Below are 18,273 nucleotides of genomic sequence, written 5' to 3' on the forward strand. Positions count from 1 at the left end.
CAAGTAGAACTTGAAGGATTTCTTGTCCAATCTCGCGCAAAAGGTAAAGGTCAAAGCCCTCTCTCGCAACGACCTTCCGGGCGTGTTGCGAAATTCGGTTGAGTTATTTCGTCACGGGCGACGACGGTGAAGAGACATCAATGAGCGACGCACCCGTTCCCGCAAGCGACATGACGATCTTGCCCTTGAGCTTCGGCTCAGTATCGTCACCCCAGTACACGCGTGTCTTTCCTTGAAGAGTGAGGGAAATCAGGCCGGCTTCGCTCACGTCGATCTGTTGGACCTGCGCAAGAAGTTTCGTCGGCACAGAAGCGAGCGTCGCGATCCCTATCTTCGTGTTGTTGGTCGCCTTGGAGCCCTCACCGGCGGCGACAAGCTTGGGAAGCGCGCCCTTTGCCTTCGCATCCAGCTCCATCACTCGCCCATTTTCCGACACGGCGTCACATTGTGCACCTGTCCCGAGGCAGGCAACTGGACGCGCTGGGGTCGCCGAGATAGCCAGCGTCCGCGGGAGATGACGGTCGATATTCACGCTCGCCGCCTCGGGAAGAGCCTCAAGTACAGTTTTTTCGGCGTTGGAGACGTCCAGTGTCAGTAGCAACGTTCCGTCTAGCTGCTTCTTGACACTAGCGCGGAGCTTGTCAATCTTGAGAGGCCCTGCGTTTCCTGAAATAGAGACGTCCGATGCTGAGTACTGGTAGCGGAACAGCGACGAGCCGAACACTACCCACACGAGTGCGACGACGACGGCCGCGGCACCCGCCCAAATCGCGAGCTTGCGTGCCCGCGAACGGTGACGCTCACGGCGTCGCTCCGCTCGCCGAAGAGAAAGTTCATCGCCGCGAGGATGACGCAGACGGTCAAACATCTGGCGCACCCTCCCGACGACGGACACCCCTGTCGCGCCCTCGTCGACAACCAGCTCGCCGGCTTCAGCGACGCCGTGCAGGCTGGCGTGTGCGGACGGCTCTGCAATCGCGGAGTTGTGTGCGGATGAGACAACGCGCGCACGCTGGTGCGCACGAACGACGCTGTGGCCGACTACGCGTTCGGACGCCTCTCTTTCGGGTACTACCCCACGCTCGACGTCAGGCCCCGACGCCGGACGCTCACGAGGCTCCGAAGGTTGTTGGGAAGCGAGCGAGCGCGGCTTCTTCGGCCGGCTCGGGGGTCTCATTGCGCCTCCAGATCCGAAATAATCACGTCGGCCATCTTCGTCACTGAACCGGCGCCCATCGTGATCACCAGATCACCAGGGAGAGCCTCGGCCGCAATCGTATGCGCAGCCTCGGTCATCTCCGGAATAAACCGAGCCGACGGCAGATGCGCCACGATCACGTCCGCTTCGTCGCCGTCGGAGGGCACCTCGCGCGCCGCATACACCGAGGTGACCACCACGGTGTCGGCATGGGAAAGCGCCTCGGCGAACCGAGAAGCAAAGTTGCGCGTACGCGAATACAGGTGCGGCTGGAACAGCACAAGGACGCGGCCGTCAGTGACGGTGCGAGCCGTCGCCAACGTTGCCTCCACCTCGGTGGGATGGTGAGCGTAATCATCGATTACTCGAATGCCGCCCACCTCGCCGCGAAGCTCGAAACGGCGGCCGGTGCCACGGAACGCACCCAGAGCGCGGGCCATCGCAGCGCCCTCTACGCCAAGTTCTACGCCTGCCGACCACACAGCTGCAGCGTTGAGCAGGTTGTGTGCTCCGGCCACATGGAGCGAGACAGGGAAACTCTCGCCTGCGAACTCGAACACGCCGCTCGCGAGGCCACCTGGCGTATCGACGTCGGAAACCTTCACGTGACGCTCGAGGCCCTCGCCACGCCCATACGTAACCACGCGGATCCCCTCGGAAGCGGCAACACGCGCAAGGCGCATCGAGCCGTCGTTGTCCGCGCACGCGACCAACAACCCGCCCGGCACGATCCGGCGCGCAAACTCCGCGAACGCTTCCTCGAACGCTTCGCGGGTGCCATAGTGATCAAGGTGATCAGGCTCCACGTTCGTCACGATCGCAACGCGCGGAGAGTAGTTCAAAAACGAGCCGTCGGATTCGTCCGCCTCAGCAACCAGCATCGACCCCGTTCCAAGATAGCCACCCGGTTCGCCGCCCGCTAGCGTGGAGCCGACCGCGCGCGACGGATCGAGCCCCAGCTCGCCCAGGGCGCTCGCCAGCATGCCCGACGTCGTCGTTTTCCCATGCGCGCCTGCAACCGCGATGAAATCGCGATCGCCTGCCGCAAGCGCGAGGGCCTGACTACGGTGCAACACACGCTGGCCGCGCGAGCGCGCTACCGCAAGCTCCGGATTCGAATCCTTGATCGCGCTCGAAACCACGAGCACCGCTTCCGGATACACATTCGCGCCGTCGTGGCCGATGAAAACACGGGCCCCCGCTGCCTGGAGCGTGCGCGTGTTCGCCGATTCGCTGCGATCCGAACCGGAAACCTCAGCACCCTGCGCGAGCAACAACTCAGCGACTACGCTCATCCCGGCGCCGCCGATACCAATCAAGTGAAACTTCACTTCGCCACTCCCTTCGCGATCTGGGCCAGCTCAACTGCTGCATCCATCGGCGAAACCCCCGCAAGCTGATCGCGCATCTCGCTCAATCTCTCGGGCGTCAATTCGCCCAGAAGCTCAGAGAAAATACCCGCCGAAAAATCGGCGTCGCGAACCAGCACCGAGCCACCGGAAGCGACGACGTCGGCGGCGTTCTTCTCCTGCTCGCCGTTACCGATCGGGAGCGGAACGAAAATTGCGGGGATCCCCAGCGCAGAAAGTTCGGCCACCATGCCAGCGCCCGAGCGTGTCAGAGCGAGATCAGCCACCGCGTAGGCGTCTTCCATCGTCGTCAGGTACTCGAGCACCACGTAATCGGAATCATCGCCGACAGCTGCGCGGACGGCATCGGCCTTGCCCTTGCCCGTAATATGCAGAACCTGAACGCCGCGATCACGAATCGCCCCCAACGAAGCCACTGCCACCTCATTCAGGTGAGCAGCCCCCAGCGAACCACCGGTGATGAGGAGAATTTCTCGCGAAGGATCAAGCCCGAACTTCGAAGCAGCCTCGGTTCGACGCTGGCCACGGTCCGAATCGGTCAGATCCTGGATCGCCTCTCGAAGAGGCAAGCCGATCGTCATCGTCTCGCCTGCACGCGCCGCCAGCGGGGTGGAATCGAACGTGAGGGCGACGACGTCGGCGAAGCGAGCGCCCAGCTTGTTCGCCAAGCCCGGGCTCGCGTTACCCTCGTGGACCACGACTGGAACGCCCAGAGCCTTGGCCGCGAGGTACATCGGGGTGGATGCGTAACCACCGAAGCCAATAACCACGTTCGCACCGCGCTCGCGCAGAATGCGCTTGGCAGAATCCACCGCTCGCTTGAACGCCAGAGGGAATTTTAAAGCTGCCAGATTTGGCCGGCGTGGGAACGGCGCACGCTCAATCAGTTCGAGATCGACGCCGGATGCGGGAACCAACTCTTCCTCGAGGCCACCGGGAGTGCCGACCGCGCACACCTGCGCACCCGGATCCTCCTGGGCGATCGCGGCTGCCGTGGCCAACAACGGATTCACATGACCGGCGGTTCCACCACCGGCAAGAACGTACGATGTCATCGATTCCTCCTCAGCACAGACGTGGCCGACGCTGCCAGGCGCGGGTTCACACGCAGCGACTCGCGTACCCCCGGTACCTGCATCACCGTACCAGCCACCACACCGAGCATAATCAGGCCAGCGAGCATCGACGAGCCGCCCATCGAGACGAACGGCAACGGCACGCCGAACACTGGCAACAGGCCAGTGACCACGAACATGTTTGCCACGCCCTGGCCGATCAGCCACAACGCGGCGCCAGCGGCGACGAACTGTGCATAGCGATCTGGATGATGCAGGCAGATGCGTACCAGCGCCCAGCCGAGAGCCACGAATAATGCGATCACCGTGAGCGCACCAAGGAAACCGAGCTCCTCACCAATCACGGCGAAAATGAAATCCGTATGCGCCTCTGCTAGATCTCGCCATTTTTCCTTCCCAGCGCCAATACCTACCCCGGGAACGCCACCCGAGCCGAAGGCAAACAGCGCGTAATCGGCTTGGGTGGGCGCATGAGTATCGGGCAAGTTCCAAAAGTTCGACAAGAAATCGCCGATACGGTTCACGCGCGAGGGCCGAATCGCGATCAGCATTCCCACGGCCAGTGCACCCAGCACGCCAGGGATCACAAACAGGCGCAAGGGGATACCGGCAATCAAGGCGAGCCCCACCGCGATCAGGATGAAGATCAAACCGGTGCCGACGTCGCCGCCCAGCAAAACCAGGCCGATCGCCACGACGAAACCCACGATCGGCTGGATCAGCTGGCGCCAATCGGCCATCTGTTTCACCGAACGCTGTGAGAGCTCATAGGCCAGCCAGATGATCAGTGCGACCTTCAAAAACTCCGACGGCTGAATCGAGATCGGCCCCAGGCGTAGCCAGTTCGTGTTACCACCGACCGTACGCGAGCCCAGCACGAACACTGAGCCTTGGAGAATCAGTGCGAAAGCGAAAATCCCTTTGGCAGCAAATTTGACGAGCTGCGCCGGAATCCACTTCATCAACGCGAGAGCAACGATCATGCCGAAAACGGCCATTCCCGCCTGCTTGATCGCCACTGAGAACAACTGGGCCGTCGGATCGGCATCGATCAGGCGAATCGAGGAAGGCGCGGTTGCCGAAAACACCATGAACACGCCGAGTGCCACCAGCACAATTGTCGAAACAACCATGACGATCAGGGACTTGGTCATAATGTCGCGTACCCGACGATCGGCCGCATTCAGTGGAACACTCATGCTTGTTCCCTCACTGCCTGTGCAAACTTCTCACCGCGATCCGCGTACGAGGCGAACTGGTCCATCGACGCCGACGCCGGGGCGAGCAACACCGTGTTTCCCTCCGTTGCGTTGGCACGAGCCCACGCAACGGCAGCGGCCATCGGCTGGGCGGAATCTGGAGCAACGTAGTGGACGGGAACATCCAGGCCAGCGAGCGCCTCCAGCCACGGCTGCTGGTCGGTTCCGATAACGACGACGGCGGCAAGGCGGGAGGCGACGTCCCCAACGAGCTGTCCGAAGTGAGCGCCCTTGGCTTGGCCGCCGACGATCCACACCACGGACTTCTCGCCCTGTGCGAGGACCGAGGCGCGTGCCGCGTGCGCGTTCGTGGCCTTCGAATCGTCCACGTAGCGCACGCCGTCGAGCGTGGCAACCAACTCAATACGGTGACGGCCAGGATGGTAAGCGCGTATCCCATCCCGGATCGCAACCGGCTCCACTCCGATCGACAGCGCCAAACTGGCCGCCACCATCGCGTCCTTCATGATGTGGAGCGGAAGGTCCAGGCCCGCTGGGGCAAGGTGCTCGATATCTGCCACTGAAAAAAGCTCAGCCGCGTGAGTGTACCGCTTCGGAGTAAAGGCACGATCCACCACGACGTCGTCAACCAGGCCGATCTGCCCCACCGACGGAACCCCCAGCGTAAGACCAATCGCGCGAGCACCCTCGACGACGTCGGCGTCATCGACCATCTCCTGAACCTCGGTATCCCCCACCGGATAGAGGCACGCAACTTGCGCGCGGTTGTACACGTTCGCCTTCGCCTCGTGGTACTCACGGCGCGAGTTATGCCACTCGAGATGGTCATCATCGATATTCAGGCACACCGCGGCCGCAGGCGACATCGAAGCTGTAGCAGCGAGCTGAAATGACGACAACTCAAACGCGAACGCACCCGGAGCGCTTGCCGACTCGTCCGACACCGCCGTCACAGCAGGGTTGCCTACGTTGCCGACCGCTACCCCGCGCAAACCGGCAGCTTGCAAGATTGACTCCAGCATCGTCGTCGTGGTTGTCTTACCGTTCGTGCCCGTAATCGCAAGCCACGGGGCAAACGAACCGTCGGCGCGCTGCGCACGCAGATGCCACGCCAACTCGATCTCCGACCACACGGACATGCCAGCGGCTCGCAGCGCCGCCCACTCAGGGCCGCTCTGACGAAACGCGGGGGCAATCACAACGACGTCGGGGCGCCACCGGAGCAACTGAGCAACGAGCACCTCGCCATCATGATGTGCACCGCCGTCGGCTGCAAACTCCTCAACTGCCTCCGGGCGCGAATCCCACACCGACAGCACCGCGCCGGTTTTCGAACTCAATACTTCGAACGCTGCCCGACCGGACTTGCCCATGCCGAGAATCGCAACACGCTTACCCTCAAAATCGTGGGCGCCAGGAATCACTGCTTTGCCAACCATTCCATGTAGAACAAACCGAGGCCCGCGGCCACGAACAAAATCTGGATGATCCAAAAACGCACCACGATTGTCACTTCTTTCCAGCCTTTGAGCTCGAAGTGGTGGTGCAACGGCGCCATTCGGAACACGCGCCGGCCCGTTGCCTTGAACATGCCCACCTGGATCACGTCCGAGAACACGATCACCACGAACAGGCCGCCAAGAAGAACGGCGAGGATCTCGGTCTGCGTGAAAATCGAAACACCAGCGAATGCTGCCCCAAGCGCGAGCGAACCGGTATCGCCCATGAAAATCTGGGCAGGCGACGTGTTGTGCCACAAGAAACCCACGAGTGCCCCCACCAGGGCCGCGGTAAAGATCGCGATATCGCGAGGATCTCGCACCGAATAACACCCCGGCGCCGCGCCGATGACCGAATGGCACGCCTGGTACGACTGCCAAATCGCCACCACCGTGTATGCCGTGAACGCGAGGATCGAAGCGCCGGTTGCCAACCCGTCCAAGCCATCCGTGAGGTTCACGCCATTCGACCACGCAGTGATCAAGAAATTGCCCCAGATGATGAACAGCACCAAGCCCACAGCCACGCCGGCAAAAGCCAAATTCACAGGAGTGGCACGGACGATCGAGATCGACGTGGAACCTGGGGTACGGCCCAGCTGATCGGGGAACTGAAGAGCCAACGCCGTGAAAACGATTCCGACGATACCCTGGCCAGCGATTTTCTTCATCGGGGTCAGCCCCAGCGAACGCTCACGCGAAACTTTCGTAAAATCGTCCGCGAACCCCACTAAGCCCATGCCGACCGTGAGGAAAACCAACAGATAACCGGTGGCGCGCGGGGCACGGCCCGTCACAAGGTTCGCGACGAAATAGCCGAGAACCGCCGCCACAATGAAGACCACGCCGCCCATCGTTGGTGTACCGCGCTTAACTTGGTGCGAGGTGGGACCATCCTCACGAATGAACTGCCCGTACTGGCGCTTATGCAGGTAGCGAATGAATACCGGAGTGCCGAACAAGGTGAACGTCAGGGAAAACGCCACCGCGATCAGAATCGTTAGCATGTCTCAGTTCCCCTTGTACTTATCGGCGATAGTCCACACACGGGATCCATTCGAACCCTTGAGTAAGACTACGTCACCCGGAGCGGCAATCGTGGAAAGTACACTCCCCGCGCTTTGCGCATCGGCACGGCTCGCTTCCAGGCCTCGCTCGCGCGCCGCCTCGACAAGCGGTGCAGTTTCATCCCCAACCCCGACAACGACGTCGATTCCCCGATCCGCAACATACTCGCCGATTGCTCGGTGTTCGGCCTCAGATGCCTCGCCCAGCTCGAGCATCGAACCGAGCACGGCGAGGGTGCGCTTCCCGGCGCCGATGTGGGCGAGGGCGTCGATACCGGCGCGCATCGAATCGGGGTTCGCGTTGTAGGAATCGTCGATGATCGTCATGCCCTGGGCCTGGAACACGTCCATGCGGTGGGCGCTGACGGGACCTGCCGTGTTGAGAACTTCAACGATGTGTTCAAACGGGATCTCGAGTTGGAGGGATGCCGCGGTGGCGGCGAGTGCGTTCGCCACGTGGTGAGCGCCGACCAGGCGCAACGAAACGCGTTCCTCATCCCCACCCGCGTGGAGCGTGAAGGAAGCGCGCGAATCTGGGCCGACCTCAATATCAGTGGCGACGACGTCGGCGTCCCCTTCCCGCGAGAATGTCACGACGGGTGTGTGGGCCAGTTGCGCCATCGCCAACACTCGCGGATCGTCCGCGTTCAGTACTACGACGCCGTTCGGCGCGGTTCCGACCACCAGTTCGCTCTTCGCCTTTGCAACATTCTCGATGCCGCCGAATTCTCCCAGGTGTGCGCGAGCAACGATCAACACGACCGCCACATCCGGCATGGCGATCGACGTGAGGTACTCAATGTTCCCAATATGGTCCGCACCCATCTCGAGCACGAGGGTGGCGGTGTTCTCATCCGCGCGTAGCACGGTCAGTGGCATCCCCAGCTCATTGTTGAACGAGCCCGGCGGGGCGATGATCTCACCGCGCTCGGCGAGCATCGCAGCCAGCAGATCCTTCGTGGTGGTCTTGCCCACCGAACCCGTCACCGCGACAACGCGGAAATCGCCCCGGCCGCGTTGGCGAACGAGCTTGAGATTTTCGCTCGCCAAATCGCCAAGCGCACGAACGACGTCGGGCACCTCCACCACGCGCGCGCGATCCGCTCCCGACGCAACGGCAGCCTCGGCGTCGGAAGTGAGAACGCCAGCTGCGCCAGCTTCGAGCGCCGCGCCGGCGAAAGCATTGCCATCCGCGCGCTCACCCTTGATCGCGATGAAGAGATCACCACCGCGCACCTTGCGGTTATCCGTCGCGACGCCGGTGACAACGACTTGCGAATCCACGCTCGCGCCGACTGCACGAGCCACCTCGCCGAGAGTCATCTGGATCATCGCTCGTTCTTCTCCTTCACTGCTTCGCGCGCAACTTCGCGGTCATCAATCTCAACAAAATACTCACCATAATTCTGGGCCGTCTCATGTCCGCGGCCGGCAAGAAGAATCGTATCCTCCTGCGCCGCTTCATTGACCGCCCAGCGGATCGCCTCTCGGCGATCGCCGATTTCGCGCCACTGTGCCCCCGGAACAATCCCTGCAATCAAATCGGCACGAATCGCGGCCGGGTCTTCATGGTGCGGGTCGTCGTCGGTGATCACTGTGATATCTGCGCGCTGTGACACCACACGTGCCATCGCCGGTCGCTTACCCGTATCGCGCTCGCCAGCAGATCCCGTCACCACGATCAAGCGGCCCTGAAGGCTCCCGAGGGCATCCATCGCTTTAACCAGCGCATCCTCATTGTGCGCAAAATCAACCACTACACGCGGACGGGCCGACACGACTTCCATACGCCCCGGCACCACAGGCGAGACGCCGCCAGCCAGCGCGCGCTCAAGCTCCGCAAGCGGCACACCACTTTCGGCCGCCATCGCGATCGCCAAAGCCGCGTTCGCGACGTTAAACATTGCGGGCAGTGCCACCGACGTCGAAATTGTCTCCCCCGACGGCGAAGTCAGCGTAAAGGAATGCCCGTGCTCAGCGGCCACAACGTCGCTCACGCGCCAACCGGCCGTGCCAGGGCTTCCTCCGAGCGAAAGTGAAACCACTCCGCTACGCTCAGCGCTTACCTCCGAAAAAAGGCGCTTGCCGTACTCGTCGTCAACCAAAATCACGCAACGCTGCGAGTTCTCGGACTCGAACAGTGTTTTCTTCGCCGCGTAGTACTCCTCGAACGTTTCATGGAAGTCCAAATGATCCTGGGTGAGATTCGTAAATCCCGCCACCGAATAGCGAATCGGGCGGGTTCGGCCCTGCGCGAGCGCATGCGAAGAGACCTCCATCACCACATCCGTTCCGCCACGCTCCACAAGGACCTCGAGCATCGCCTGGAGCTCGTCCGGCTGGGGCGTGGTCATCCGCGCCGGCACCGCCTGGCTCGCAAGCCGCAACTCAACAGTGCCGATCAAGCCCGTCACTGCGCCAAGCCCGCGCAAGATCGAGTCAATCATGAAGGTGGTGGTGGTCTTGCCGTTCGTGCCCGTTACTGCGAAGGAACGCACATGCTTCGCTGGTTCCCCGTATGCGAGCGCGGCTACCGTACCCGCCGCGGCCGCGACGTCGGGAACCACAACCGCAGGAACGCCGAGCTCGCCGGCGATACGCGCCCCCTCGGCGTCGGTGAGCACCGCAGCAGCGCCGGCTTCCACAGCCGCACCGGCAAAGCGTGCCGCGTGCACGCGCGCCCCCGGCATCGCGATGAAAAGATCCCCCGGGCGCACGGCACGGTTGTCCATCACTGCGCCTGTCACGTTCACGGTCGGCGCGCTCGCGCCGACCGCCTGCGCGAGCATGCTCAACGACACCGGGCGCGTCTGTTCACTTCTCAACATCACTAATCTGCCTTCGTCCACTTGAACTTGGTGAGAGGAACCGTCGAGGGCGGAACCTGGCGCTGACGCATCGCGAAACTCGCGATCTTCGAGAAAACTGGGGCCGCGACGTCGCTGCCATAGCCCGGAGCCGGCTGGTTCGACACGGCAACAGCGACAGCGATCTGCGGCTGCTCCGAAGGAATCAGGCCAACAAAGGTGCCCACGCGGCGCGTGAGCTTCCCACTCGCATCCGGCACCTGGGCTGTACCCGTCTTGCCAGCAACATTGTAGCCTTCGACACGAGCGAGCGGAGCCGTCGATCCCTTCTGTGTCACCGCCTCCATCATCTTGATCATCGTTGCCGCAGAATCCTTCGAAATCACCTGCTGTGACTTTCCGATCGGCTTCGGGGTGAACTTCCCGTCGCGATCATATGTACCGTCAACGATATGCAATGGCACCTTCACGCCGCCGTTACCGATGATCGACACCATCTGGGCGAGCTGCATCGGCGTAGCTGCCCAGCCCTGTCCGAACATGGTGGTGTAGTGTTCACGCTTCCCCCACGTAGTGTATTCGCGAAGAATGCCTTTCGACTCGCCCGGGAGCTCAATACCCGTTGGCGAACCGAGGCCAAACTTACGCATGTAGTCGTAGCGGACCTTGTCGTCGAGCGTGTCGCCGATCTGCACCAGGCCCGAGTTGTACGACACTGCGAGGATTCCTGCCACTGTCATCATCTGGGTGGGGTGCGGGTCATTGTCGTGGATGACCTCGCCGTTGGGCATGCGCCGATCCGAGGAGACCTGGAACCACGACGTCGGGCTGACGGTTTTCTGATCGATCGCCGAGGCAAACGTCATCACCTTGCCGGTCGATCCTGGCTCGACGACGGCGGAGACGGCGCGCGAGTTCAGGTTGTCTGGATCCGCGGCGGCCAGGTTACCTGGATCAGGTTCGTGAGAATCAGCGAGTGCAATCACGCGCCCGGTTCCGATTTCGACAGCGACGGCGGCTCCCCATTTCGCTCCGAAACGATCCACGGAATCCTGGATCGCCTCCTGCGCGACCTTTTGCAAATCGCGGTCGATCGTGAGTTTGACATCGCCGCCGTCCACCGCAGGGACCGATGTGTTCGTTCCTTGCGGAAAAACGGTGCCAGCGGGGCCGACCTCGATGGTGAGCGAGCCGGACTTTCCTGCGAGCGTCGAATCCATTGTCTGTTCGATTCCGGCTCGGCCGGCAACATCGTGGGAATCGGCCGTCTGGCCGACATAGCCAAGCACAGTGCCGGCCACGTCACCATTGGGATATGAGCGTTGCATGAACCGCTCGGGGTAGATACCACGGATGCCAAGCGCGTTGATTTCGCGCCACTTTTCAGGAGAAATGTCCTTGGCGACAAGGCCCCACTGGGTCTTCTTCTCGCCGCCAATAAGGATGCCACCAAGCTCGGCGCGGTCCATCTTGAGGATCGGCGCGAGTTCCTTCGCTGCAGCCGCGGCGCCTGTACCGACAATCTCACCGGCGTCGTCGTACTTGACGTAGGTGGCGATCTCAGGTTGGTTCACGCGTACGTTATACCGTTCAATCGACGTGGCGAGCACGGCACCATTCGCATCCAAAATATCGCCACGCTTCGCTTCCTGCGTGTACGAACGCGTTCGGAATTCACGCGCGGTATCGGCGAGATCACTGGCGACCACCACCTGCAAATAAAACAAGCGTGACACAAGAATCAGCAATAGTGCCAGCACGAATGCAACGATTCGGCGGAAGCGAGAATAGGTGGTACGCTCCTCCGGAGTATCGAATGACTCACTGCCGGCGATCCGGCGGCCGAGGCCGTGCATGATGACCCGCAGTTTCTCCATCGCTCCCCTACTTCTTCTTGACGAACTCAGCGATCTTTCCCGTGTTCGGATCCAGGAACTTCGTGGCTGTTGCCGGAGCCATCCCCTGCTTCTTTGCCGCCTGCTCTAGCTGTGCGGGTGCAGAAACCGAGATGACTTCCTTCTCCAGGGTTGCGGCCTTCGCGGAGACTTCGCTGATTTGAACGTTAATGTTCTTCAAATCGTACGCGCCCTGAACCATGAGTGTGTTGAGGTGGAATGCGAGTCCCATCGCACCGAGGAAGATCGCCGCGCACAGCGCCACCGTACCGAAGAAGCCGCGCGCCGGCGCCGGCGTCGGGACAACCGACAACCCGGGCGCAGAAATAACAGGCGATGCCTGGCGAACGGGGCGTGCGTTTGCGACGGCGGTCATTTGTTCTCTCCTGAATTCAGTGCGATGTGCTGTGGCGTGGGCGCGGTCCTTTCAACCGCTCGAAGCCGCACAGAGGCGCTGCGCGGGTTGCGCGCAATCTCCGCTTTGTCGGCTTTCATTGCACCTCGAGTCAGCGACACGAGGAACGGCTTGTGATCCTCGAGCTCCACCGGAAGCCCTGGTGGAGTCGACGAGACGAGCCCGATCCGCATGGCATCTTTGACGATGCGATCCTCGAGGCTCTGGTAGGACTCGACCGCAAGGCGCCCGCCCACCCGAAGCGCCTCGATCGCGGCCGGCACGGCAGCTTCGAGGACACCAAGCTCGTTGTTCACTGCGACCCGTAGCGCCTGGAACGTGCGCTTGGCAGGGTTACCGCCGGTACGGCGGGCTGCTGCGGGGATCGACTCACGTACGATCTCTACGAGCTCGCCGGTGCGCGTGATCGGCTGAGTTTCGCGCTGGCGCACGATACGCGCCGCGATCTTCTTGGCAAACTTTTCCTCCCCGTAACGGTGGAGGATATGGGCGATCTCCCCCGCCGACGCCGATGCGAGGATATCGGCCGCAGTCCCGTGTGCCGAGGCATCCATTCGCATATCCAACGGCGCGTCGTGTGCGTAGGAGAACCCGCGCTCAGTTTCGTCAAGTTGGAGCGAGGAAACACCGAGGTCCATCAAGATCGCATCCGCGAGCCCGTCCTTGCCGAACTCGCACGCAACTTGCCCGACGGCGTCGTACGTGGCGCGGACCGGGATGAAACGATCACCAAAGTGTGCAAGGCGCTCGGAAGCAAGCTCAATCGCCTGAGGATCGCGATCGATACCTGCGACCCGAATATTCGGAAAACGCGAAAGGAAAGCCTCGGTGTGGCCGCCCATGCCAAGCGTGCAGTCAATCAGCAATGCGCCGTCGGTGAGCGCCGGTGCCAGCAGCTCCACGCAGGTCTCAAGTAGGACCGGCACGTGTAGCGCGTTGCCGTCCGCTGCAGCCATGTGCCGCTCCTTTCTGATTCATTGCTCGAGGTGATTGGTCCCCCACCGAGGCCCTGAAGTCGGGGAATAACCGCAGGACATCGGGAGGAGGCCGAGCACCTAGAACACTCCCGGGATGAGTTCGTCTTCGCGGTTGGCGAAGTCCGATTCGTTGTCGGCCAAGTAGGCGCTCCACGCCGCCGTATCCCAGATCTCCACGTGAGAGCCCGAGCCGATCACCGATAGCTCCCGATCGAGCCCTGCGTATGTGCGCAGTGCGGCCGGGATGGTGATGCGCCCCTGCTTATCTGGGATCTGATCATCCGCACCTGAGAGGAACATTCGCGTATATGAACGCGCTTCCTTCGAGGTGAGTGGAGCCTGCTGGAGCCTGGCAAGCACATCTTCGAATTCCGACATCGGATAGACGTACAGACAGTGCTCTTGGCCTCTCGTGATCACCAGGCCGGAAGCGAGTTGATCGCGAAACTTGGCAGGGAGGATCAGCCTGCCCTTGACATCGAGCCGCGGCTCAAAGGTCCCAAGGAACATGCTTCACCCCCTCTCCTCAACTTCCCTCCACTTTACCCCACTTCACCCCACATGCAAGAGATATTGAGGGTGTTTCTCTTCATTTTTTGGCGTAGTTTTGCCGAAAAATCTGGTGGAGGGAAAAACTCTCAGCCATCCACATTTTGGGCACAACGATGGCCCAGGAGCCAGCTCCTGGGCCATCGAGACGTAAAATTATCCAGTTGTGGAGGAAAGTGGAGGGAGCTAGCGGCCGCCCTCCTCACGGCGCCGGCGCCACTGCTCTGCCTGCGCCTCCATAAACGAGGTGGAACGCTGCTTCGGCTTGCGTGCACTCACACTCACCGGCACATTCCGAGCCCCCGTGGACAGATACCACAAGCCGGCGAACACGACAATCGCCCCCGCAACCCCCACCAAAGTGATCTCAGTGGACACGCCGAGCACGACCACACCGAGCCCGATTGCGGCAATAATAATGCCGAGCACCAGATGACGCGGCGAGATCACCATACGCGTGGGCACGCCACGCGTATCCGAGCGCAGCGCATCCGCAAACTTGGGATCCTCACCCTTGAGTTGAGCCTCGAGCTCCTCGAGCATTTCTCGCTCACGATCAGACAGTGCCATATTCCTCCTAGCGTCGCCCCTAACAGTACCCAAAAAATTAAAGCTGCGGCACCCCAGGAGCGTCTTTCTTCACCAGCGAACCACGCCCCGCAGCGCCGCTACCAAACTTCTTGAGCACCTCGTCCACCGCGCTCTCCGCGCGCCGAGAACGACCATCGTCGTCGATCCTCAACTGGAACCCCGCCCCGCCGTCGTCGAGATGCTCGGCTCGCACTCCGAGCAGGCGGAAACCGCCGCGCGAGGGAACCTCCGCCAGCAAGTGCGTGGCGGCGCGGTAGATCTCCGCGCCGAGGTCGGTAGGCGCACCAAACGTGACCGAGCGCGACACCGTGGTGAAGTCCTCGAAGCGCACCTTGATCCCCACCGTCCAGGCGCGCACGCTCGCGCTTCGCAAGCGACGCGCGATCTCGTGGGACTGTTCAAGCAGCACAGCATTCGCTGCCGAAGGATCTAGCAGATCGAAGAACGTCTGCTCCTTGCCCATCGACTTCTCCTCTCGGTGCGTCACCACGGCACGAGGGTCGATCCCCATCGCGAGCGCATAGAGCGAATGCCCCGCGGCGGATCCAACCATTCGCGCAAGCCGCGCCTCACCAAGAGCCGCAAGCTCGCCAACCGAGTGAATACCGTAATACTCAAGCTTGGCACGCATCTTCTCGCCCACTCCCCACAGCACACCCACCGGCAATGAATGGAGAAACTCCAGCGTGGCCGATTCGGGAACCAGGAGCACGCCGTCAGGCTTCGCATGGGCGGAGGCGATCTTCGCCACGTGTTTGGTGGCAGCAATCCCCACTGATGCCGGCACTCCCTCCTGCTCGCGGATGCGCGCACGGATCAGGTGAGCGATTTCCGTTGGGGAGCCCACAGCTTTCCGCGCGCCGCCGACGTCGAGAAATGCCTCGTCCACCGAAAGCTGCTCAACCTTCGGCGTGACGTCTGCCAAGATCGCCATAATCCGGCGCGAAACCGCCGAGTACTTGCCGTGGCTCGGAGGGATAATCGTCAATGCTGGGCACAGGCGCTTCGCACGTGCCACCGGCATCGCCGAATTCACTCCAAACCTGCGCGCCTCGTAGGATGCCGCCGAGATCACCCCGCGTTCCATACCTCCCACTGCCACCGGTGTCCCGCGTAACTGCGGCCGTTCCAACAGCTCCACCGATACGAAAAACGCGTCCATATCCACGTGCATGATGTTCGTGAGGGAATCATCGCTCCCCCAGTCGCGCTTCGCCGCGCCCGACCTCGGTGCCCGTGACATCCTCACCTCCGATACAATCTGCGCCATGGAAACGATCACCGCTACCACTGCCATGTCCGAGCTGAGAGTGGAGCCTGTACCAGGCACCTCGCTGGTGACCCTCTACATCGATGACGCCGAATCCTCTGCGCTCGACCTCGCAGACCCCACTCACCTCGAGTTCGAGTATATGCAACAGATGCGGGTCGCGATCGATACCACCTTCGACGCCGGCGCCCCGCTTCGTATTCTCCACCTCGGCGGCGCCGGCTGCGCGTTCGCCCGGGCGCTCGACGCGGAGCGCAAAAACTCGCGCCAGCTTGCCATTGAGATCGATCCGCAACTCGCCACGCTCGCTCGCGAATGGTTCGATCTGCCATCCTCGCCCCGCCTGCGCATCCGCAGTGAAGATGCACGCCGCACCCTCGACACCAACAAGGGCTCCTGGCACGTGATCGTGCGCGACGCGTTCCGCCGTGCCCGTGTGCCGATGCAGCTTGCGACCGTCGAATCGTACGCCGCTGCCTCGCGCCTCCTCGCCGACGGCGGGCTCTACCTCGTCAACGTCGCCGGCGGCTCGCTCACCGACGTCTACCGAGAGGTCGCCGCCGCGCTGGAGAGCTTCGAGTACATTGTGGGAATCACCGATCCGGCAATCGCGCGCGGCAAGCGCCACGGAAACGTTGTCCTCGTCACCTCCAACGCTGCGCTCGACGTCGCCGAGATCGACAGGCTCGTGCGCAGGCTGTCGTTGCCTACCACCGTCGTCGGGCAAAAAGTGCTCGAAAAAGCGGCTCGGAGCGCTTCGCCACTCACCGACGGTGCCGTCGGCTGGCCATTTGAGTGAGCCGACGCAACTTGCGCCGCTCCACGCGAGCCTTTCCCGCCAAGTGCCGGCGCCGACGTCGATCCCACCGCTCCTGGTAACGGTGGAAAACGTCTGCAAGAGGCGGAACCTTCGGCCCGCCGGCCGCCTCGCGCTGGGCGCGCACCTTGCGCTTGTAGTACTCAACGGCACCGAGGGAGGCCAGGAGAACGAACTGCGCCGCCATCGCGAGGGAGAAACTGCCGGGAGTGTACTGCCCGGCAGGCGATGTCACATCCAACGTGACACCAATGATCAGCGCCGCAGTGAGCCCCGAAACGAACCCACCCATGTTGATCAGGCCGTTCGCTGTGCCTAGCCGGCGCGGGTGCACACTCGTGCGCGCGAAATCGAACGCCACGTTTGAAGCGACCCCGGACAGCGCCGTCGTCACCAGCAACGCAACGCTCAGCAGGAACGGCGACGGAGACGGCCCCACGATCACCACGGCGAACGCCACGGTGGTGATCGCCGACGTCACGTAAATAATCCACGAGCGGCGCAGCGGATGCGCCGCCACTAGCCGCCCCACGATCGGCCCCAAGACGATCCCGAACACCGTGTTGAAAATCAGCATCGCACTGGCGGCGGCCTTCGGCATTGCATCATGCACCTGGAAAAACGGAACACCCCACAGCAACAGAAACGACATTGAGGGAAAACACGTCGCGAAATGTACCCAGAATCCGAGCAAAGCTCCCGGATTCTTCAGCGTCTCCCACACACCGGGCGCGGCCGAATTCACCTCAACAGCGTTCGTTACCGACGCGAGCCGCTTACGGTCTTTTTCCGCACCGTGGCTGAAGTTCGCCGGAGTGTTACGGATCAGCGCAAGACCGACGACGGCAACGAGCGCCCCGAGGGCCGCAAGCGACGTAAACCCCGTTGTCCACCCTAGCCCCGCGACAACAGCCGCGAACGGCACCGACGAAATCACCTGGCCAAGCTGGCCAATAATCGAGGTGAGCTGTGTCATCACCGGCACCTGCAGTGGAGCGAACCAGGCCGGAATGATACGCAGAACCGCAGTGAAGGCCGTGGCATCACCCATGCCAATCAGTGCGCGCACCGCGAGCGCCGCGGGAACCGACGTCGCGAAAGCGAGCCCCACCTGGCCAACCGCCATCGCCAGGCCGCCGACCACCATCACGCGGCGGGTACCCCAGCGGTCGAGCGCGATCCCCACAGGGATCTGGGCGAGCGCATATACCCCCAGCTGAACCACCGTGAAGAGCGAGAGCACCGATGCAGACATGTGGAAACGTGCCATCGCTTCCAAACCCACCACTCCAAGCGAGGTTCGCCCGGCCATCGCCACGATATAGATCGCCATCGCCGCTAGCCACACGCGCAGAGCTCCGCGTCTCATAATCTCCCCTTGCCGGTTGTTGTGCTTCAACATTTTTACACCGGCTCAACGGCGCGCGCGAACGCGTTCTGGCATGTGAAATGCCCCGCACACGTGCGGGGCATTTCACATATTCAGTTCGTGACGACGGCGAGCGCTACGCGGGGCGTGAAC

Annotated in this window: 16 protein-coding genes; 1 reads left to right on the forward strand and 15 read right to left on the reverse strand. The window is 62.3% G+C overall.

The genetic code is table 11. The features are described from left to right. Positions 1 to 103: 103 nt before the first annotated feature. The 14 genes from P8A24_RS05620 to dinB all read right to left on the reverse strand — a co-directional run bounded on the left by P8A24_RS05620 (position 104) and on the right by dinB (position 15,907). Entirely contained in the window at positions 104 to 1,177 is a 1,074-nt protein-coding gene (locus P8A24_RS05620) for a cell division protein FtsQ/DivIB (protein ID WP_278057644.1), read from the reverse strand. Continuing rightward, positions 1,174 to 2,529: a UDP-N-acetylmuramate--L-alanine ligase gene (murC, locus tag P8A24_RS05625; RefSeq protein ID WP_278057645.1), complete on the reverse strand. Its 1,356-nt coding sequence runs from the start codon at positions 2,527 to 2,529 to the stop codon at positions 1,174 to 1,176. The genes P8A24_RS05620 and murC overlap by 4 nt, the downstream gene beginning before the upstream one ends. Further along, on the reverse strand, positions 2,526 to 3,623 hold the full coding sequence (locus tag P8A24_RS05630; RefSeq protein ID WP_278057646.1) for a UDP-N-acetylglucosamine--N-acetylmuramyl-(pentapeptide) pyrophosphoryl-undecaprenol N-acetylglucosamine transferase: 1,098 nt from the start codon (positions 3,621 to 3,623) through the stop codon (positions 2,526 to 2,528). The genes murC and P8A24_RS05630 overlap by 4 nt, the downstream gene beginning before the upstream one ends. Beyond that, positions 3,620 to 4,843, reverse strand: a complete 1,224-nt coding sequence (locus tag P8A24_RS05635) for an FtsW/RodA/SpoVE family cell cycle protein (RefSeq protein WP_278057647.1) — start codon at positions 4,841 to 4,843, stop codon at positions 3,620 to 3,622. The genes P8A24_RS05630 and P8A24_RS05635 overlap by 4 nt, the downstream gene beginning before the upstream one ends. Further along, positions 4,840 to 6,303, reverse strand: a complete 1,464-nt coding sequence (gene murD / locus P8A24_RS05640) for a UDP-N-acetylmuramoyl-L-alanine--D-glutamate ligase (RefSeq protein ID WP_278057648.1) — start codon at positions 6,301 to 6,303, stop codon at positions 4,840 to 4,842. The genes P8A24_RS05635 and murD overlap by 4 nt, the downstream gene beginning before the upstream one ends. Next, on the reverse strand, positions 6,285 to 7,370 hold the full coding sequence (gene mraY / locus P8A24_RS05645) for a phospho-N-acetylmuramoyl-pentapeptide-transferase (protein WP_278057649.1): 1,086 nt from the start codon (positions 7,368 to 7,370) through the stop codon (positions 6,285 to 6,287). The genes murD and mraY overlap by 19 nt, the downstream gene beginning before the upstream one ends. A gap of 3 nt (positions 7,371 to 7,373) precedes the next feature. Then, on the reverse strand, positions 7,374 to 8,762 hold the full coding sequence (locus tag P8A24_RS05650) for a UDP-N-acetylmuramoyl-tripeptide--D-alanyl-D-alanine ligase (RefSeq protein WP_278057650.1): 1,389 nt from the start codon (positions 8,760 to 8,762) through the stop codon (positions 7,374 to 7,376). After that, the gene (locus P8A24_RS05655; protein ID WP_278057651.1) at positions 8,759 to 10,258 is read right to left on the reverse strand and encodes a UDP-N-acetylmuramoyl-L-alanyl-D-glutamate--2,6-diaminopimelate ligase; all 1,500 of its coding nucleotides are present in this window, start codon (positions 10,256 to 10,258) and stop codon (positions 8,759 to 8,761) included. The genes P8A24_RS05650 and P8A24_RS05655 overlap by 4 nt, the downstream gene beginning before the upstream one ends. A gap of 2 nt (positions 10,259 to 10,260) precedes the next feature. Continuing rightward, on the reverse strand, positions 10,261 to 12,114 hold the full coding sequence (locus P8A24_RS05660; RefSeq protein ID WP_278057652.1) for a peptidoglycan D,D-transpeptidase FtsI family protein: 1,854 nt from the start codon (positions 12,112 to 12,114) through the stop codon (positions 10,261 to 10,263). Positions 12,115 to 12,121: 7 nt separating this feature from the next. Further along, the gene (gene ftsL / locus P8A24_RS05665; protein WP_278057653.1) at positions 12,122 to 12,508 is read right to left on the reverse strand and encodes a cell division protein FtsL; all 387 of its coding nucleotides are present in this window, start codon (positions 12,506 to 12,508) and stop codon (positions 12,122 to 12,124) included. Then, a complete protein-coding gene (rsmH, locus tag P8A24_RS05670; protein ID WP_278057654.1) occupies positions 12,505 to 13,503 on the reverse strand; it encodes a 16S rRNA (cytosine(1402)-N(4))-methyltransferase RsmH in 999 nt (332 codons plus the stop codon). Before rsmH ends, ftsL begins: the two co-directional genes overlap by 4 nt. A 99-nt stretch (positions 13,504 to 13,602) precedes the next feature. Beyond that, entirely contained in the window at positions 13,603 to 14,034 is a 432-nt protein-coding gene (mraZ, locus tag P8A24_RS05675; protein WP_278057655.1) for a division/cell wall cluster transcriptional repressor MraZ, read from the reverse strand. A gap of 225 nt (positions 14,035 to 14,259) precedes the next feature. Further along, positions 14,260 to 14,643 carry a DUF3040 domain-containing protein gene (locus P8A24_RS05680; RefSeq protein WP_278057656.1) on the reverse strand — a complete coding sequence of 128 codons (384 nt, stop codon included), beginning with the start codon at positions 14,641 to 14,643 and terminating at the stop codon, positions 14,260 to 14,262. Positions 14,644 to 14,680: 37 nt separating this feature from the next. Then, positions 14,681 to 15,907, reverse strand: coding sequence for a DNA polymerase IV (gene dinB, locus P8A24_RS05685; RefSeq protein ID WP_278057657.1), 1,227 nt, complete (start codon positions 15,905 to 15,907; stop codon positions 14,681 to 14,683). Positions 15,908 to 15,932: 25 nt separating this feature from the next. Here dinB and P8A24_RS05690 point away from each other — a divergent pair, with 25 nt between their 5' ends. Continuing rightward, positions 15,933 to 16,733 carry a spermidine synthase gene (locus P8A24_RS05690; RefSeq protein ID WP_278057658.1) on the forward strand — a complete coding sequence of 267 codons (801 nt, stop codon included), beginning with the start codon at positions 15,933 to 15,935 and terminating at the stop codon, positions 16,731 to 16,733. Here P8A24_RS05690 and P8A24_RS05695 read toward each other — a convergent pair. Next, positions 16,699 to 18,120: an MFS transporter gene (locus P8A24_RS05695; RefSeq protein ID WP_278057659.1), complete on the reverse strand. Its 1,422-nt coding sequence runs from the start codon at positions 18,118 to 18,120 to the stop codon at positions 16,699 to 16,701. The two genes, P8A24_RS05690 and P8A24_RS05695, sit on opposite strands and share 35 nt — an antisense overlap. Between the last annotated feature and the right edge of the window lie 153 nt (positions 18,121 to 18,273).

The organism is Arcanobacterium wilhelmae (genome assembly GCF_029632765.1).
Lineage (GTDB): Bacteria > Actinomycetota > Actinomycetes > Actinomycetales > Actinomycetaceae > Arcanobacterium > Arcanobacterium wilhelmae.

Excerpts from the sequence above, each read along its gene's own strand:
- P8A24_RS05620 (WP_278057644.1), bottom strand. The coding sequence starts at position 1,177 with ATGAGACCCCCGAGCCGGCCGAAGAAGCCGCGCTCGCTCGCTTCCCAA.
- P8A24_RS05630 (WP_278057646.1), bottom strand. The coding sequence starts at position 3,623 with ATGACATCGTACGTTCTTGCCGGTGGTGGAACCGCCGGTCATGTGAAT.
- P8A24_RS05635 (WP_278057647.1), bottom strand. The coding sequence starts at position 4,843 with ATGAGTGTTCCACTGAATGCGGCCGATCGTCGGGTACGCGACATTATG.
- murD (WP_278057648.1), bottom strand. The coding sequence starts at position 6,303 with ATGGTTGGCAAAGCAGTGATTCCTGGCGCCCACGATTTTGAGGGTAAG.
- mraY (WP_278057649.1), bottom strand. The coding sequence starts at position 7,370 with ATGCTAACGATTCTGATCGCGGTGGCGTTTTCCCTGACGTTCACCTTG.
- P8A24_RS05650 (WP_278057650.1), bottom strand. The coding sequence starts at position 8,762 with ATGATCCAGATGACTCTCGGCGAGGTGGCTCGTGCAGTCGGCGCGAGC.
- P8A24_RS05655 (WP_278057651.1), bottom strand. The coding sequence starts at position 10,258 with ATGTTGAGAAGTGAACAGACGCGCCCGGTGTCGTTGAGCATGCTCGCG.
- P8A24_RS05660 (WP_278057652.1), bottom strand. The coding sequence starts at position 12,114 with ATGGAGAAACTGCGGGTCATCATGCACGGCCTCGGCCGCCGGATCGCC.
- ftsL (WP_278057653.1), bottom strand. The coding sequence starts at position 12,508 with ATGACCGCCGTCGCAAACGCACGCCCCGTTCGCCAGGCATCGCCTGTT.
- rsmH (WP_278057654.1), bottom strand. The coding sequence starts at position 13,503 with ATGGCTGCAGCGGACGGCAACGCGCTACACGTGCCGGTCCTACTTGAG.
- mraZ (WP_278057655.1), bottom strand. The coding sequence starts at position 14,034 with ATGTTCCTTGGGACCTTTGAGCCGCGGCTCGATGTCAAGGGCAGGCTG.
- P8A24_RS05680 (WP_278057656.1), bottom strand. The coding sequence starts at position 14,643 with ATGGCACTGTCTGATCGTGAGCGAGAAATGCTCGAGGAGCTCGAGGCT.
- dinB (WP_278057657.1), bottom strand. The coding sequence starts at position 15,907 with ATGTCACGGGCACCGAGGTCGGGCGCGGCGAAGCGCGACTGGGGGAGC.
- P8A24_RS05690 (WP_278057658.1), top strand. The coding sequence starts at position 15,933 with ATGGAAACGATCACCGCTACCACTGCCATGTCCGAGCTGAGAGTGGAG.
- P8A24_RS05695 (WP_278057659.1), bottom strand. The coding sequence starts at position 18,120 with ATGAGACGCGGAGCTCTGCGCGTGTGGCTAGCGGCGATGGCGATCTAT.